This window comes from Pseudomonas sp. NY15364 (genome assembly GCF_048068235.1).
Taxonomy (GTDB): Bacteria; Pseudomonadota; Gammaproteobacteria; order Pseudomonadales; family Pseudomonadaceae; genus Aquipseudomonas; species Aquipseudomonas mendocina_D.
Genome location: NZ_JBLUPX010000015.1, coordinates 12,137 through 27,803, shown reverse-complemented (window position 1 = coordinate 27,803; position 15,667 = coordinate 12,137). Strand labels below are relative to the sequence as shown.

14 protein-coding genes are annotated in these 15,667 nt (G+C 57.6%); 8 read left to right on the top strand and 6 right to left on the bottom strand.

Annotation, left to right across the window (positions count from 1 at the left end; translation table 11 throughout):
• Window positions 1–86 precede the first annotated feature (86 nt).
• Window positions 87–491, bottom strand: a complete 405-nt coding sequence (locus ACNFCJ_RS14085; RefSeq protein ID WP_092376631.1) for a DUF4345 domain-containing protein — start codon at window positions 489–491, stop codon at window positions 87–89.
• A complete protein-coding gene (locus ACNFCJ_RS14080) occupies window positions 488–1,453 on the bottom strand; it encodes a sterol desaturase family protein (RefSeq protein ID WP_092376627.1) in 966 nt (321 codons plus the stop codon). Before ACNFCJ_RS14080 ends, ACNFCJ_RS14085 begins: the two co-directional genes overlap by 4 nt.
• Before the next feature lie 127 nt (window positions 1,454–1,580).
• Between ACNFCJ_RS14080 and ACNFCJ_RS14075 the strand changes: the two genes are divergently transcribed.
• Entirely contained in the window at window positions 1,581–2,585 is a 1,005-nt protein-coding gene (locus ACNFCJ_RS14075; protein WP_092376624.1) for an AraC family transcriptional regulator, read from the top strand.
• Between the two features lie 216 nt (window positions 2,586–2,801).
• On the opposite strand, the gene ACNFCJ_RS14070 is transcribed toward ACNFCJ_RS14075, so the two are convergent.
• Both ACNFCJ_RS14070 and ACNFCJ_RS14065 read right to left on the bottom strand, forming a co-directional pair.
• Window positions 2,802–3,254, bottom strand: a complete 453-nt coding sequence (locus ACNFCJ_RS14070) for an NAD(+)--rifampin ADP-ribosyltransferase Arr-2 (RefSeq protein ID WP_000237816.1) — start codon at window positions 3,252–3,254, stop codon at window positions 2,802–2,804.
• A gap of 175 nt (window positions 3,255–3,429) precedes the next feature.
• Window positions 3,430–4,086 carry a QnrVC family quinolone resistance pentapeptide repeat protein gene (locus ACNFCJ_RS14065; RefSeq protein WP_416771953.1) on the bottom strand — a complete coding sequence of 219 codons (657 nt, stop codon included), beginning with the start codon at window positions 4,084–4,086 and terminating at the stop codon, window positions 3,430–3,432.
• A gap of 352 nt (window positions 4,087–4,438) precedes the next feature.
• Here ACNFCJ_RS14065 and intI1 point away from each other — a divergent pair, with 352 nt between their 5' ends.
• From intI1 to ACNFCJ_RS14030, 7 genes are all read left to right on the top strand, one after another.
• Entirely contained in the window at window positions 4,439–5,452 is a 1,014-nt protein-coding gene (gene intI1, locus ACNFCJ_RS14060) for a class 1 integron integrase IntI1 (RefSeq protein WP_000845048.1), read from the top strand.
• A 279-nt stretch (window positions 5,453–5,731) separates the two neighbouring features.
• Entirely contained in the window at window positions 5,732–6,373 is a 642-nt protein-coding gene (locus ACNFCJ_RS14055) for a recombinase family protein (protein ID WP_033989486.1), read from the top strand.
• A complete protein-coding gene (locus ACNFCJ_RS14050) occupies window positions 6,363–7,964 on the top strand; it encodes a type I restriction-modification system subunit M (RefSeq protein WP_033989487.1) in 1,602 nt (533 codons plus the stop codon). Before ACNFCJ_RS14055 ends, ACNFCJ_RS14050 begins: the two co-directional genes overlap by 11 nt.
• Entirely contained in the window at window positions 7,954–9,222 is a 1,269-nt protein-coding gene (locus ACNFCJ_RS14045) for a restriction endonuclease subunit S (protein ID WP_079385899.1), read from the top strand. Before ACNFCJ_RS14050 ends, ACNFCJ_RS14045 begins: the two co-directional genes overlap by 11 nt.
• Entirely contained in the window at window positions 9,215–10,150 is a 936-nt protein-coding gene (locus ACNFCJ_RS14040) for a hypothetical protein (protein WP_120349604.1), read from the top strand. The genes ACNFCJ_RS14045 and ACNFCJ_RS14040 overlap by 8 nt, the downstream gene beginning before the upstream one ends.
• Window positions 10,151–10,245: 95 nt before the next feature.
• On the top strand, window positions 10,246–13,362 hold the full coding sequence (locus tag ACNFCJ_RS14035) for a type I restriction endonuclease subunit R (RefSeq protein WP_120349603.1): 3,117 nt from the start codon (window positions 10,246–10,248) through the stop codon (window positions 13,360–13,362).
• A 5-nt stretch (window positions 13,363–13,367) separates the two neighbouring features.
• Window positions 13,368–14,159 carry a hypothetical protein gene (locus tag ACNFCJ_RS14030; protein WP_021264140.1) on the top strand — a complete coding sequence of 264 codons (792 nt, stop codon included), beginning with the start codon at window positions 13,368–13,370 and terminating at the stop codon, window positions 14,157–14,159.
• Here ACNFCJ_RS14030 and ACNFCJ_RS14025 read toward each other — a convergent pair.
• Both ACNFCJ_RS14025 and ACNFCJ_RS14020 read right to left on the bottom strand, forming a co-directional pair.
• Window positions 14,106–14,411: a GIY-YIG nuclease family protein gene (locus ACNFCJ_RS14025; RefSeq protein WP_079385900.1), complete on the bottom strand. Its 306-nt coding sequence runs from the start codon at window positions 14,409–14,411 to the stop codon at window positions 14,106–14,108. The genes ACNFCJ_RS14030 and ACNFCJ_RS14025 overlap by 54 nt on opposite strands.
• Window positions 14,404–15,516 carry a hypothetical protein gene (locus tag ACNFCJ_RS14020; protein WP_125851418.1) on the bottom strand — a complete coding sequence of 371 codons (1,113 nt, stop codon included), beginning with the start codon at window positions 15,514–15,516 and terminating at the stop codon, window positions 14,404–14,406. The genes ACNFCJ_RS14025 and ACNFCJ_RS14020 overlap by 8 nt, the downstream gene beginning before the upstream one ends.
• Window positions 15,517–15,667: the final 151 nt, after the last annotated feature.

Genomic DNA, 15,667 nt, shown 5'->3' with positions numbered 1-15,667 from the left:
TAGCAAAAGTCCCTCTCCAACGATTTGTTGGGCAGCAACGCGCCCCAGCACACTGCGTTTCACTATGCCAGGCGCCGACCTTTGTCTCACGCATTACCGCCAGCAAGGCGCAAGCGGACGCCGTGCTGCAGGAAGGCCGCCGCGATGAGGGCCAGGCTTTCAAACACCAGTAGCTGGTTGGCCAGCGTGTTGGGTTGCCCATCCAGCAGCAGGCTGGAGACTCGCCCGGCCACCAGGCCGCCGAGAAAGGCGGCACAAAACCACAGTGCATGGCGCGTCAGGCCGGAGATCAGCGCACCCGCCAGCATCATGCAGCCGAAGCTGAAATGCATGCCGCCGTAGATGGAGCGGATCTCGTTGGATGCCGTCACGGTCCGGGGCGAAAGATCCAGGGCGGCCATGGCCGCCCCCGGATCCAGCGTCGTGTTGATGCCGATGAACATGAACGCGACGGCGTTGAGGATCAGAAAAACCTTGGCCGCGGTTTTCATCGAACCATCACTTCATCATGCCGTTCGACGGTCCAGGTATGGATGGGCTGGTGGCCCTCGCGTTGCCAGGCCGGCGGCTTCCAGAAGTGCTTCAGCCGCTCACCGATCGGCCCGGGCGCCATCGCGTCGCGAAACATGTCAACGAACTCGTGCGTGTTCAACACCCACCAGTTGTGGCTCTTGATCTGCCGCGGGGTGCCGTATTCCACTTTTTCCTGCTCGGGCTCGTAGCTGCCGAACAAGTGGTCATACAGCATGATCACGCCGCCGTAGTTCTTGTCGATGTACTGCGCGTTGCGCCCGTGGTGCACGCGGTGGTTGGAGGGCGTGTTGATCCACCATTCGACCCAGGGGTGCAACCTGGGCACCGATTCGGTGTGCACGAACCACTGGAAGGCGAGGTTGGCGCCGAGCAGGCCGAGCATCAGCTCCGGGGTGAAGCCCGCCAGGACGGCCGGCACATAGAACATCCAGGTGCCGACGATGCCGTTCAGGATGCTCTGCCGCGCGGCGGTCGACATGTTCATGATCTCGCCGGTGTGGTGCGAGACGTGCTGGGTCCAGAACCAGCGCACGCGATGGGCGGTGCGGTGATACCAGTAGTAGCACAGCTCCTGGACGAAGAAGGCCAGGATGATGGTGCCGACGTTGATCGGGATGGTATAGAAACGGTGGTCCCAGACCACCGTGAACAGGGCGGCAACGAACAGCAGGTTCATCAGGCCGCCGGATACGTAGTAGCCCACGCCGAGCGAGAAATTCGCCAGCACCTCGCGCGTCCAGAATGGCTGCCCCTGCCCGGTGTTCCAGCTGCCAGTTTTGCGGCGGAAATACAGCCATTCGAACAGGAATGCACTGCCGAAGACGGGGATCATCGGGATCAGAATCATCTCGTTCATGGTGGGCGGGCGACCGAACAGGGCCGTCATGGCTGCTACGACCGGCTGAAATACTGTTTCCATAAGGGTTTCCTCGTACCTGTTACCACTTGCTTCAGAGGTGGGATGGCGAGGATTTTGTGCTTTTGACTGGTTATGGTCTTGACAGTCGCCTACTATTTTTTGACATGGCGTGCCAAGAGTTTCGGCAATGAGTCACAGCGTTCTGGTTTTCGCGAGGATCGCCCACATCCTGACCCGCTTCATGGAGGCGGAGGGTGTTGCCTGCGCGCCGTTGCAGTACAAGCTGAATGCGGCGACCCGGGCCGAGCGCATCCCCATCGAGCAGTGGTGGGAACTGCTGGAGCAACTGGCCGAGACCAGCGGCGATCCCCTGGTCGGCCTGCGCGTCGGTCGTCACGCCAGGTTGCAGGACGCTGGCGTGCTCGGCTATCTGGCGGCCTCCTGCGCGACGCTGGGTGAGGCCTTGCAGCGCATGCAGCATTATCAGGCCCTGCTGCAGAATCTGTCCTTTGTCTGGCTGCGCGCGGACGGCCCCCATCTGCATCTGGGCTGGGCCGGCGATAAAGGCCCCTCGACCGATGCGTCGAATGATGTGCTGGTGTCCGGCATGCTGACCGTGCTGGATACCCTGGTATCACCACACCGGGTTCGGCCGGTGCAGATCGAATTCCCCAGGCCGGCGACCGCAAACCGGACAATCCACGAGCGAGCACTGGGCTGCCGGGTGCATTTTGGCGGTGACACCCTGGCCATTACCATCCGGCTTGCGGATCTGGGCTTGCCGATCAACAGCCAGGACGCGCATTTGCGTCAGCTGCTGGATCAGCAGGCAGCCGCGATGCTGGAAAGCCTGGCCCACCCCGATGCGTTCCTGATCGAATTCCAGCGCGCCATGATGCGGGGGCTGGAGGAGGGCGCGCTGAGCATGCAGTGGCTGTCGCGGCAGCAGCAAACACCGGTTCGTTCGCTGTACCGCGCCCTGCGGCAACGTGACAGAACCTACAAGGGCATGCTGGATGAGCTGCGCCAGCAACTGGCCAAACAGTACCTGGCCGACCCGGCCTTGTCGCTGAGCGAGATTGCGCTGATGCTTGGCTATTCGGAACAAAGCGCGTTCAGCCGCGCCTTCCGGGGCTGGTACGGGGAGACGCCGCTGCGCTACCGAAAGAAGCCGACGGGCGGAAAGTGCTGAAAGCGCCCACCTGTTTGAGTTACCGCATCAGCTGGTCAGTCGCGATTGCCGTTGCGCCGCAGCCAATTTGGTGACGTGAACTTTCACCATCGTGACGCCCAACGCCGCCATAAACGGCGACAGGGTGGCGCGCCTATTGCGCATAAAATGGCGAAGCCATGCGCAACAGGCGCGGAATCTCTGGCGTCCGGTTTGATGGCTTTGTTATGCAAAGGACTAGTCTTCAATGACGTGTAAACCACGGCGCTTTAAGTCCTCTAACGAATCCAACATTCCCCTTATTAATTCAACAGGATGCCCCTCCCAGTCTTCAACAACGCCAACAATTCTCAAGGGTTCGCAGGTTCTATAGGACTGTGTTGGATTACCGGGAAATTTTTTGTTCGTAAGATTCGGATCGTCTTCGAACGGTCCTGTTGGCTCAACTATGTATATGTAGCCGCGACCCTCGAGGCCAGACAGTGACATAGCAAGTTCAGCTCCCCAAACTGCTGGCTCCATCAAGGCTGAAAAGTAGATGTGCTTAAGAATACGACCGTCCTCGAAATGAGAGATGAACCCTGTGGTTAGCAAGTCACCAATCGCCAAATTGGCTTTGGTTCCATGATAGAACGGTCCTTGCACCTGCTTGTAATTATCATGAGAGATGGGAATCCAATCTTTTACCATTTTAAGACCCTTAATTGTTGGGATTTGGCTGCATAACGCCCGCTTAAGTGGTGAGCAACGCTACCACAACACTCAATTATTACACCGTAAATACAAAAGCCAATTCAAACTAAAACCGCCAAACGTTGCGAATCCGTCTTAAAGCGTTTGTTATGTGCGTAGCCGAATCTTGCGCTTAGTCAGGAACAATGATTACCCCTAATTGCTCCAGTAACTGTTCCTGTTGCCACGAGCATATTTTTACACCCGTAAGATCAATCTTTCGAGGATCTAAACCATAAAGCTCTGAATGGCTTAAATCACAGCCTTGTACTCTAAACTGTTCCCAGCAGTCTTCCGAAAAAACACCACGGCTTAAATCTGATTCTTTAAATGAAGCGTCTCGAAGATTTGCACCAATCCATCTATTTTCGAACAGGTCACATTTTTCAATAAGCTGCTGCTCAAAATTGGCATAGGATAAGTTACAACCTGTTATGTATGCAGAACAAAAGTACATTTTATTCGAAACCTGATTTACAAAACTAACTTGACTAAAATTTGCTCCTTTAAGATCACAATCTCTCAGTTCAATACCAAAGCAATTTGCCCCCTTAAAATGGGACATTGAAAGCTGACAGTTTTTAAATGAAGCATCTCGAAGATCAGCATAAGAAAAATCGCACCCTTCCAATGCCCCCTGCTCTATGAAAGTACAGTTAATGAACTGTGTATCTCGGAGGTTTGAGCGCTTAAAATTACAATGTATAAAAGTACAATTGCTAAAGATATGTTCTTGCAAGTCCTGATGTGAGAAGTTCACTTGATTATATAATTGCTTTGATTTTTCCATGCTGTGGCTCCAAAAAACATTTGATTTGAAGACTATCATTTACCTGAAAGTTCTCAACAAAAACAAAACCAATAAAAACAGAAACTTAAAACACCCCGTTTTAGCCAAAATAAGGCATCAAAACGGCATTTTAAAGGTGGCTAATTCGAAACGACCGATGCGGCCAGCCAGAAGAAAGTTTCAGTGAATCTGGCTTGTTTTAGAGAAAGCACATAACTTTGTTTTAGGGCGACTGCCCTGCTGCGTAACATCGTTGCTGCTCCATAACATCAAACATCGACCCACGGCGTAACGCGCTTGCTGCTTGGATGCCCGAGGCATAGACTGTACAAAAAAACAGTCATAACAAGCCATGAAAACCGCCACTGCGCCGTTACCACCGCTGCGTTCGGTCAAGGTTCTGGACCAGTTGCGTGAGCGCATACGCTACTTGCATTACAGCTTACGAACCGAACAGGCTTATGTCCACTGGGTTCGTGCCTTCATCCGTTTCCACGGTGTGCGTCACCCGGCAACCTTGGGCAGCAGCGAAGTCGAGGCATTTCTGTCCTGGCTGGCGAACGAGCGCAAGGTTTCGGTCTCCACGCATCGTCAGGCATTGGCGGCCTTGCTGTTCTTCTACGGCAAGGTGCTGTGCACGGATCTGCCCTGGCTTCAGGAGATCGGAAGACCTCGGCCGTCGCGGCGCTTGCCGGTGGTGCTGACCCCGGATGAAGTGGTTCGCATCCTCGGTTTTCTGGAAGGCGAGCATCGTTTGTTCGCCCAGCTTCTGTATGGAACGGGCATGCGGATCAGTGAGGGTTTGCAACTGCGGGTCAAGGATCTGGATTTCGATCACGGCACGATCATCGTGCGGGAGGGCAAGGGCTCCAAGGATCGGGCCTTGATGTTACCCGAGAGCTTGGCACCCAGCCTGCGCGAGCAGCTGTCGCGTGCACGGGCATGGTGGCTGAAGGACCAGGCCGAGGGCCGCAGCGGCGTTGCGCTTCCCGACGCCCTTGAGCGGAAGTATCCGCGCGCCGGGCATTCCTGGCCGTGGTTCTGGGTTTTTGCGCAGCACACGCATTCGACCGATCCACGGAGCGGTGTCGTGCGTCGCCATCACATGTATGACCAGACCTTTCAGCGCGCCTTCAAACGTGCCGTAGAACAAGCAGGCATCACGAAGCCCGCCACACCGCACACCCTCCGCCACTCGTTCGCGACGGCCTTGCTCCGCAGCGGTTACGACATTCGAACCGTGCAGGATCTGCTCGGCCATTCCGACGTCTCTACGACGATGATTTACACGCATGTGCTGAAAGTTGGCGGTGCCGGAGTGCGCTCACCGCTTGATGCGCTGCCGCCCCTCACTAGTGAGAGGTAGGGCAGCGCAAGTCAATCCTGGCGGATTCACTACCCCTGCGCGAAGGCCATCGGTGCCGCATCGAACGGCCGGTTGCGGAAAGTCCTCCCTGCGTCCGCTGATGGCCGGCAGCAGCCCGTCGTTGCCTGATGGATCCAACCCCTCCGCTGCTATAGTGCAGTCGGCTTCTGACGTTCAGTGCAGCCGTCTTCTGAAAACGACATCAAAACCACCCCTGATCGGCTTGCTCAAGCGTAAGAAATGACGTAAAACAATCAACGTACACATAAGGTACGTTTTATGATCATTGGCTACGCACGAGTCAGCACCCAAGACCAGAATCCGCAGCTCCAGCTGGATGCGCTCGGAGCGGCCGGCTGTGAGCAGGTGTTTCATGAGAAGGCCACCGGCAAGCTGCGCGAGCGTGTCGAGCTGACAGCCTGTCTGCGATCCATGCGCAAGGGCGATACCCTGGTGGTCTGGAAGCTCGACCGGCTTGCCCGGTCGCTCAAGGATCTGGTCGAGATCATCCATGACCTCGATAAGCGTGAGATCGGCTTCCGCTCTCTCACCGAGTCGATAGACACGACCAGCGCAGGCGGTCGGCTGGTGTTCCACCTGTTCGGTGCTCTGGCCGAGTTCGAGCATGCGCTGATTCAGGAGCGCACCAAGGCCGGACTGGCAGCGGCCCGAGCCAGGGGACGCAAGGGAGGCAGAAAGCCGTCCCTCTCCCCGACCGATGTCCGCAAGGCCGCTGCCATGCTGGCAGACCCGTTGATTACCAAGACCGAGGTCGCCAGCCACTTTGGCGTCTCCCGCGTCACCCTCAATGCCGCCCTGGCCCGTGATGGCTACAGCGGACTTCCTGGCACCGACAGCGGCGCAGCAGGGAAAACCACGAAACGCAGAAGCAAGGCAAAGGATCAAGCTGATGACCAGTGAAGAGTTCAAGAAGACGCTGTGGGATGCAGCCAACAAGCTGCGTGGTTCGGTGTCGGCGGCGGAATACAAGTACCCCGTGCTGGGCTTGGTGTTCCTCAAGTATGTGTCCGACCTGTACGACGCCCAGGCCGATGTGATCCGTGAGCGCCTGGCCGATCCGTCGTCGGAGCTGTACATTGAAGACGAGGAACTGCGTGCCGAGAGTGCTGCTGTCTTCATCGAGGACAAGACCTTCTTCACCCAGGACAACGTGTTCTGGGTGCCGGCAGAGGCCAAGTTCAGCAAGCTGCTGGAAAAGGCAGCAGCGGCCGACTTCCCGCAGCAACTCGACAAGGCCATGGCGCTGATCGAGGCGGAGAACCCCAGCCTTAAAGGCGTGCTGTACCGCGAGTTCTCACGGCTGGAGCTGGAGCCTGGCAAGCTCGGCGAGCTGTTCCAGTTGATCGCCAAGCTGAAGTTTGACCCCAAGCAGCACGGCAGCCGGGATGTTTTCGGCGAGGTCTACGAATACTTCCTTGGCCAGTTCGCCTTGAACGAGGGTGCCCGTGCCGGCGAGTTCTACACGCCCAAGAGCTTGGTCTCCCTGCTGGTGGAAATCCTCGCGCCGTTCAAGGGCACCATCTACGACCCGGCCTGTGGTTCAGGCGGGATGTTCGTGCAGTCGACCAAGTTCAAGGATGCCCACGCCAAGCAGCTTGGCTCTTCGGGTGATCTGCCGATCTATGGTCAGGAGAAGATGGCCGAAACCCGCCGCCTGTGCCTGATGAACCTGGCTGTGCATGGCCTGGAAGGCAACATTGGCCAGACTTACGGCTCGACCTTCACCAACGACCAGCACAAGACGCTGCGTGCCGACTACATCCTGGCCAACCCGCCGTTCAACATCTCAGATTGGGAGGCCGAGAAGCTGCAAGACGACCCGCGCTGGGTGCATGGCATTCCGCCCAAGGGCAATGCCAACTACGCCTGGTTGCAACACATGCTGGCCCGCCTCTCCAGTCGCGGTCGCGCGGGCGTCGTGCTGGCGAATGGCTCGATGTCTTCGCAGCAGTCCGCCGAGAGCGAGATTCGCCAGGACATGATCATCAAGGATGTAGTGGAGTGCATGGTCGCCCTGCCAGGGCAGCTGTTCTCCAACACCCAGATTCCCGCGTGCCTATGGTTCCTCTCCAGGGACAAGCGTATAGGCCCGAACGGCAAGGCGGATCGCAGCAACCAGATTCTCTTCATCGATGCCCGCAAGTCGGCCTCCAGCCGCATCTCGCGTACCCAGGTCGAGTTCACTGACGCTGACATGACGCGCATCGCACAGACCTACCACCGCTGGCGGAATACTGTGTTCAGCGATGGGGAGCCCTACGAGGATGTGCCGGGCTTCTGCTACTCGGCCAGCTATGAAGATGTGCAAAAGCATGGCTTCTTGCTGACGCCGGGCCGTTATGTCGGTGCCGAGGAGGTGGAAGGTGATGACGAGCCTTTCGGTGAGAAGATGGACCGTCTGACCGAGCAGCTTGTTTCTCAGATTGCTGAGCGTAACGCGATTGAGCAGGTGATCCTGCAACGGCTGAAGGGGATGGGCTATGAGTTCTGAGTGGCAATCCACAACCCTTGGTGCGATCTGTAACGCTCAGGGGGGAGCAATTCAGACTGGTCCTTTCGGCAGTCAGCTCCACACCTCAGATTATAAAGAGCATGGCGTGCCTGTCGTTATGCCTACCAATATTGGTGATGGCGGAATTAGTGAGATCGGAATTGCCAGGATTGATGACTCAGACGTTGAAAGGCTTTCTCAGCACAAGCTCCACTTGGGTGATATTGTCTTCAGTCGTCGTGGTGATGTGACTAAAAATGCACTAATTCAGCCGCATGAAGTGGGATGGCTATGTGGTACTGGGTGCTTAAAGGTAAGGCTTGGTGATAAGAGCGTTGCAGATGAAAGATTCATTTCTTACCACCTGCGCTCTCCTAGAACAAAGGAGTGGCTAGTTCGTCATGCGGTGGGCGCGACGATGCCCAACTTGAATACAGGCATACTTGCTTCAGTCCCCATCATGCTTCCTCCATTGCACGTCCAGCTCAGAATCGGAGAGATTCTTGGCTCGCTGGACGATTGCATTGCCATCTTGCGCGAAACCAACGCCACCCTAGAGGCCATGGCCCAAGCCATCTTCAAGTCGTGGTTCGTCGATTTTGAGCCGGTGCGCGCGAAGGCTGAGGGCCGGCAACCCGAGCGCATGGATGCTGCTACAGCGGCACTTTTTCCTGACAGCTTTGAGGATTCCGAACAAGGGATGGTTCCAAAGAGATGGAGGGTTGGAAAAGTTGAAGACCTGATGGAGTTGGCTTATGGAAAAGCACTGAAGTCTACTGATCGGGTTGATGGCCAGGTCCCAGTTTATGGGTCCGGCGGAATTACTGGTTATCACAATCAGGCTTTGGTTGCAGGGCCTTCAGTCGTGGTTGGACGGAAAGGAACAGTCGGCAGTATTTACTGGGAGGATCGTCCGTTCTTTCCTATCGACACTGTTTTTTTCGTTAAGACGGATAAGCCTCTGACGTATTGCTACTATCTTCTGAAAACGCTTGGCCTTGAGGAAATGAATACTGATGCGGCGGTGCCTGGCTTGAATCGGGGGAATGCCTACAGGCTGCCGGTAGTAATTGCTGATGAATATGTATTCAGAGCCTTCGATGATCTTGTTTCAGGATGGCGATCAGAAATTTTCGCAAATTGTAAACAAGTGCAAGTCTTAACAAAGATTCGCGACGCCCTGCTGCCCAAGCTGATTTCCGGCGAGATTCGTCTTCCCGAAGCCGAATCCATTGTCAGGAGCGTTGTGAATGCATAACTACCCTCTCCACGCTGTGGAGACAGATTTTCTGCTCCACGATGGCGATCTGCTCGTGGAGCTGGCTCGCTGGCCGGGCGTCGAGATCCTGCCGCTGCTCAAGGGCCGGCTTGCCGGCCTTCTAAAGCCGGAGATCACCTCGATCAGCATTGCCGACGATGGCCTGGTCAGGGTGCTGAGCACTGAGCTGGATCTCAGCGAATGTGGCGGCGAGCCACCGTTCGCAAGCATGCAGCCTGTACAGCGCACGGCGCTGAATCTCTTCGAGGCGGTAACGCTGCCGCGCAGTGTGAGAGCGAACATTGACCCAGCCCCAGGCCTCAGCCCCGCGATGCTTGAATGGGCCGCGCAGGCCTGCCTGGAGCCGTCCGTGGCCATGTCGTTGCGACTGGTCGATGCGGCGGCCTTGCCACTGCTGGAGGCTTGCAGCGCAGCGGATGAGCTGGAGGCTGAGCTGGATGAGCATAAAACTGCCGTCAAGCTGCTACTCGACATGGGCAACGCCTTTGCGGAGCTGCTGCTGCCCACGCTGGATCGCAAGGTCATCGAGGCATCGATTCAGAAGTTGAGCGGAATGCCGCCCTTTGGCTTCGTAGACGGCTGCGATTCCTACTGGGCGGAAATCTGTGTACTCGACACGGGTTTCATGTTTGCAGAGCAGGTAGCTGCCGATGTGCGGGCCAAGGCCGAAGAAGCGCTGGCGGAGCTAAGCGCAGAAGAGCGCCTGGCACTCCTGCTGAGCAAGCAGGACTGCGATGACTGGCTGCATGACCGCATCGGGGACCAAAACACGCCGGAGCACATCCAGCTTCTTGAGCAGTACCTGGATACCGACCTGCTGCTGAGCGACCTGGTTGAGGGCGTTCTTCATGAAGCCGCTGGCCAGGGCGCTCTGCGAGCCTCTGGGCAAGGCGAATTGTTTTCCTAGGGTGATCCTGCAACCATCAGCACTTTGCCATTCGGCGCCCGCTGTAGAGCCTTTGGCCGCAGGGGGCGCTATCTGCCGAAGGACGATGTGCGGGAATGAACGAAAACCATCTGGAGCAAGCGTGCCTGGGGTGGCTGGAGAGCCTGGAGTTCACCAGCCTGAAAGGCGAAGTCGTCTCCCCAGGCGGCACGGAAGGCGGGCGCGAGAAGTATTCCGAGGTGGTGCTGCAAAACCGCCTGCGCGATGCCATCGAAAGGCTGAACCCTGGGATCAGCACTGCGGAAGCTGATGCCGCGGTTTCCAGGCTGGTCCTCTACAGCGCGCAGTCGATGGTGGACGGCAACCGAGAGGTCTACGGCTGGATACGCGATGGCGTACCTGTCGAGCGCATCGAGAGTGATGGGACGCGAACCTTCCCACGGGTTCAGGTGATCGACTTTGCCGGCCCGAACGACCTGCTGGCTGTTCAGCAGTTCACTGTGCATGGTCAGCAGGTCAGGCGGCCGGATATCGTTCTGTTCGTGAATGGCCTGCCGCTGGTGGTGGTCGAGCTGAAGAATCCGGCCGACCCGAACGCTGACATCCAGTCTGCCTTCAATCAGATTCAGACCTACAAGACCGACATCCCGCAGCTGTTCTACTTCAACCTGCTCAACATCATTTCCGATGGCGTCGTGGCCCGCTATGGCTCGCTGACGGCCGATTTCAACCGCTTCTCGCGCTGGCGACTGCTCGGCGATAAAGTCGCGCCCAAGTCGCTTCTGGAGCTGGAAGTGATGGTGCGCGGCCTGCTCAACGCCGAGACGCTGATGACGTTCTTCCGGGGCTTCGTCGCCTACGGCGGCACCGATGGCGGCACGTCCTTCAAGATCATTGCCCAGTGGCACCAGTACAGCGGTGTGCTCAAGGCCGTGGAGCGTGCCGTGGGTGCGCTACTGGAGCGTCACGATGGCAAGGGCGGCGTGATCTGGTTTACCCAGGGCTCCGGCAAGTCGCTGCTGGCCCTGTTCTATGTGATGGCGCTACGCGACAGACCGGAGTTCAAGAACCCTACGGTCGTGCTGGTAACCGACCGTAACGACCTGGATGGGCAACTCTTCGAGACCTTCGCTGACTGTAGGTGGTCTCTACGAGCTACGCCCAAGCAGGCCGACAGCCGGGACGATCTCCGCGACCTGCTTTCGTCTGTCGAGGCCGGTGGCATCTTCTTCACCACGATCAACAAGTTTGCCCCGGAGCGCGGGCAGACCAGCGCTCCCAAGCTGTGCGAACGCTCCAACGTGATCGTGATCGCCGACGAGGCGCACCGCACCCAATACGGCTTCAAGGCCTCGCTGGACACCAAGAGCGGCACCACCAAGTACGGACTGGCCAAGTACATGCGCGACGCGCTGCCCAATGCCATTTACCTGGGCATGACCGGCACCCCCGTCAGCGACGATGACCGGGATACCGAGGATGTGTTCGGCACCTGCGTTGATATCTACGACATGATTGCCGCACAGGAAGACGAGGCCGTCGTTCCGGTCAGCTACGAGTCGCGGATTATCGAGCTGCGCTTCAACGAGGCCGAAAAGCAGGATCTCTTGGAGGAATTCCTGGAGGCGACCGAGACCGAGGACGAGAGCGAGCAGAATAAGACGGCCAGCCGCCTGACGCGGCTGGAAGCACTAGCCATGGCCGATGGCCGCCTCACTACCCTGGCCGAGGATTTCGTCGCGCACTGGGAGGCTCGTAAGGAAGCCATTGCCGGCAAGGCCATGATGGTGGCCATCTCGCGTGAAGCGGCCGTTCGCCTGTTCGAGGAGATCGTCAAGCTGCGCCCTGAGTGGGAGGGCAATGACCTCAACTCCGGGCGGATCAAGATCATCATGACCGGCTCCTCGGCTGATCCCGAGGAGTACCAGAAGCATAGGACGAGCCCGCTCCAGCGAAAGCAGCTCGGCAAGCGCTTCAAGGACGAGAATGACCCCTTAGAGATCGTCATTGTCCGCGACATGTGGCTGACCGGCTTCGACGCTCCGCCCGTCCACACACTGTACGTTGACAAGCCGATGCAGGGGCATGGACTGATGCAGGCCATCGCCCGTACCAACCGCATCTGGAAGGACAAGCCAGGTGGCCTGGTAGTGGACTACATCGGCATCGGGCATGAGCTGCGCGAGGCCATCAGGCGTTACACCAAGGCTACCGGCGATGACCGTGAGCCTGTCGATATCAGCGGCCAGGCTCTCAAGATCCTGCTCGACACTCTGGACGTGATCCGCCGCGAGTTCTTCGCCAAGTTCGACTACGGCGGCTTTGAGGACCCTATGAAGGCCCTGGCGCTGCTTGGCGGTGCAATGGAGCATCTGCTCAAGCTCAACCCGGAAGCTGACGAGAAGGGTCGCAACAAGGGCGTGCGGGCCTATCTGGATCAGGTCGTCAAGCTCACCAAGGCGCAGGCTCTGGCTGGCACATCGGCGCAGGCGATGGCGGTACGCGAAGAGATCGCCTTCTTCCAGGCCGTGCGTGTTTGCCTGATGAAGCTGACCCGCTCCGGCGAAATGCGCTCGCAGCTGGAAAAGGAGGCCGCGCTGCGTCAGCTGGTGGCCAAGGGCGTGCTGGTCGATGGGGTCAAGGACATCTTCGCCACGCTGGGCATGAGCAAGCCTGACATCTCGCTATTGGATGAGGATTTCCTGGCGCAGATTCGGAAAATGCCCACCAAGAACCTGGCCGCTGAGCTGCTGAGCCGCTTGGTGGCCGATCAGGTCAAGGCGCGGGGGCAGAAGAACGCTACCCAGGCGAAGCTGTTCACCAAGCGCCTGGAAGAGGCGATCAACCGCTACCAGACCCGTGGCCTGACAACCGCCGAAGTCATCGAGGAACTGATCAAGCTCGCCCAGGAGATCAACTCGGCCAAGCCCCCGGAGGGCTTGAGCGAGGAGGAGTTCGCGTTCTACCAGGCGCTTTCCGAGAACGAGTCGGCGGTTCGCGAGCTGGGGCATCCGGTGCTGAAAGCTCTGGCTCTGGAGCTAACCGACAAGCTGCGGAAATCGGCCACGATCAACTGGCAGAACCGCCAGTCGGCGCGGGCCAGGATGCTGGCAATGGTCAAGGTGCTGCTGGCCAAGCATCGCTACCCGCCGGACAAGGCGCTTGAGGCGACCGAGAAAGTGATTGCGCAGGCTGAGCTGTTGGCCGATGCCTGGGCATTCGAGCATCCCTGACTGCCATGCCAATCCTTTGCTATGAAATCACGGGTTCGGCATCCCCGAACCCGCGCAGTACAACTGGGGCCGAGGACGGCCAGCTCTCCGCAGTTCTCAAGGTTGACCACGAAGCTGCCACCGCGCAGGTCTACTCCGAGCTTGTGGCGAACCGCCTGGCGATGTTTCTCGGCATTCCTGTGGTGGTTGGCGTGCCTGCGCGTGCTGCCACGGATGAGCGCCTGCGCTTTGCTGCCTTGCGCGCAGCGGAGGCCAGCCTGAACGTGTACGACTTCACCGATGACGATCACGCTGACCCTGATGCGGACGAGTATGCCGAGGTGGTTTTACCAGAGGGCATGCACACCCAGTCGGGGCATGCCTACGCCATCAAGAGCCTATGCGAGAAGTACCCGTTGGAGACTGCACAGATTGCCGTGTTCGACCTCTGGATCGGCAATGAAGATCGAGCGCTCAACTTCAAGGCCGAGCTGTCCAATCAGGACCGTGGAGTCATTTTCGCACTTGATCAGGGATCGTCTCTGCTGGCGTGTCGCCGAGGAATTGATGAGTCTCTCGCCTGCCTGGAGCGCGACGATCAGCCGACTTTCCATCCCTTCCAGAAGCTGGTCAACGCCCGTTACTGCGGTGCGATGGTCGAGCGGATCATGTCCATGCCGGACTGGGCGATCCTCTCTGCGACGACCTATGACGACACGGTGGGCAACGTCATGCTGCATGAGCAGTTCGCCACCTATGAGGTGCTACTGCGGCGGAAAAAGCTGCTGGGCGATCTCGTCGATCGGGTGCTGCTCTGACCAAAGGCGGGCCAGGGTCCGCTTGTAGGCTGCGGGGAGGCGTTTGACCTGCAGCTCCACCTGGCGAGCCTCTCGCTGGCTGGGAAAGGGCTTGGCGGCAATGAGGCCTTGCGGTGAGTCGAGCTTGGTGAACAGTGCGCCCTGGCCCTTCTGGTGGGCCAGGATGCGCTGATCCAGGCGAGGGGTGACCCCTGTATAGATTCGCTTGCTACGACATTCCAGCATGTAGACGAACCATGTTGCGTCAGTCATCGGCTGTGCCCAGGATGTGCTTGTTACGCTTCTTGATGAACTCAGGATCAAGGCGGCAATGAATGTCGGCAGACAGCAGCTTTTCCAGTTGCACGAGGTGCGGCATCGAAACGCCCATGGCGTGGTGTAATGTTACGCGATCAAGGTTTCCACGCATCATGGCGGAGAAGATGGCCGAGTTTCGCAGGATGCGTGTTTTTCCTTGGAACGCCTTGTCAATGAAATATGGTTGTGCCGGGATGTGTTTGGCAAACAGCTTTATCAGTGACCGCTCTTTGGGTGGGGTCTCTGCCCAATCTGGCTTTATTTCAGAAAGGACTTCAAGGAGTATCCTTTCAATGCTCTTGGGGACGGAAAGCCACGCCCGAGCAGGTTTGATCACGATATGGCCATTTTCGTGAATTTCAACACAGTCGAGGTTGAGCTTCAAGGCTGCGGTCGCTGTCATGCCCATTCGGCATACAAGCCATGCAACAAGATACTCGGCGTCTGTTGTGCGTGAACGGATCTCTGCGAGAAACCGATTAAGATCATCGGGCATCATCAGCTGGAAGTTGTAAGGCGGCTTGGTGGAAGGCTTCGATTTTTTCCTGCCACGGCCATCTTGGAATTTTTGCCGGGTATCAATGAATCGATAAAATCGAAATATTGGCCTGACTTCTTCTTTAGCGCAATTTTCAAAGAAATCAACGATATCCCGTTTTTTCACCGCACCCCAATCGATGATTCCGTTGGCATGAAGGTAATGTGCGAGGCGTATCGGACCTCCCAGCTCTCTGACTACATACTTGTCAGAACGAGTGTGACCTTTCCTTATTAATATACTATATCGCCTTTCGAGCTTCCTCTTGTAGGCATTAAGTTTTCCCCGGAGCCCTTCGGGGAGCTCTTCAGGAATTGATCTATCCTTCAGCGGGACTCTGATTTCTATGGATGGCAAGAGGGAAAGCTGCTTTGCGAGATATATCGAGAGCTCTGCAGATGCCCGTTTAAGCAAGATGTGCCGCTCTTCGGGGAATAGATCGGCAAGATACTCTTGCACTTTGGATTCGGACTGATCGTGTGCATGACCAAGACCCGCCAGCAGGCTGATGAAGTGCGTCATCTCATTTCCCGAAGGTTTCCGGGAGCGTAGAGACTCTGCACACATTTTCAGCAGGCTGCCATCAGGTTGATTGCTCCAGCACTCGCTTGAGCGCTCTACATTGGAACGCATGCAGTGGTCAGGGGCAGGACCGCACCAAACCGCGCGCTGA

Excerpts from the sequence above, each read along its gene's own strand:
- ACNFCJ_RS14035 (WP_120349603.1), top strand. The coding sequence starts at position 10,246 with ATGAACGAAAACCATCTGGAGCAAGCGTGCCTGGGGTGGCTGGAGAGC.
- ACNFCJ_RS14040 (WP_120349604.1), top strand. The coding sequence starts at position 9,215 with ATGCATAACTACCCTCTCCACGCTGTGGAGACAGATTTTCTGCTCCAC.
- ACNFCJ_RS14030 (WP_021264140.1), top strand. The coding sequence starts at position 13,368 with ATGCCAATCCTTTGCTATGAAATCACGGGTTCGGCATCCCCGAACCCG.
- ACNFCJ_RS14080 (WP_092376627.1), bottom strand. The coding sequence starts at position 1,453 with ATGGAAACAGTATTTCAGCCGGTCGTAGCAGCCATGACGGCCCTGTTC.
- ACNFCJ_RS14085 (WP_092376631.1), bottom strand. The coding sequence starts at position 491 with ATGAAAACCGCGGCCAAGGTTTTTCTGATCCTCAACGCCGTCGCGTTC.
- ACNFCJ_RS14045 (WP_079385899.1), top strand. The coding sequence starts at position 7,954 with ATGAGTTCTGAGTGGCAATCCACAACCCTTGGTGCGATCTGTAACGCT.
- ACNFCJ_RS14075 (WP_092376624.1), top strand. The coding sequence starts at position 1,581 with ATGAGTCACAGCGTTCTGGTTTTCGCGAGGATCGCCCACATCCTGACC.
- ACNFCJ_RS14050 (WP_033989487.1), top strand. The coding sequence starts at position 6,363 with ATGACCAGTGAAGAGTTCAAGAAGACGCTGTGGGATGCAGCCAACAAG.
- ACNFCJ_RS14070 (WP_000237816.1), bottom strand. The coding sequence starts at position 3,254 with ATGGTAAAAGATTGGATTCCCATCTCTCATGATAATTACAAGCAGGTG.
- intI1 (WP_000845048.1), top strand. The coding sequence starts at position 4,439 with ATGAAAACCGCCACTGCGCCGTTACCACCGCTGCGTTCGGTCAAGGTT.
- ACNFCJ_RS14055 (WP_033989486.1), top strand. The coding sequence starts at position 5,732 with ATGATCATTGGCTACGCACGAGTCAGCACCCAAGACCAGAATCCGCAG.
- ACNFCJ_RS14020 (WP_125851418.1), bottom strand. The coding sequence starts at position 15,516 with ATGACGCACTTCATCAGCCTGCTGGCGGGTCTTGGTCATGCACACGAT.
- ACNFCJ_RS14025 (WP_079385900.1), bottom strand. The coding sequence starts at position 14,411 with ATGACTGACGCAACATGGTTCGTCTACATGCTGGAATGTCGTAGCAAG.
- ACNFCJ_RS14065 (WP_416771953.1), bottom strand. The coding sequence starts at position 4,086 with ATGGAAAAATCAAAGCAATTATATAATCAAGTGAACTTCTCACATCAG.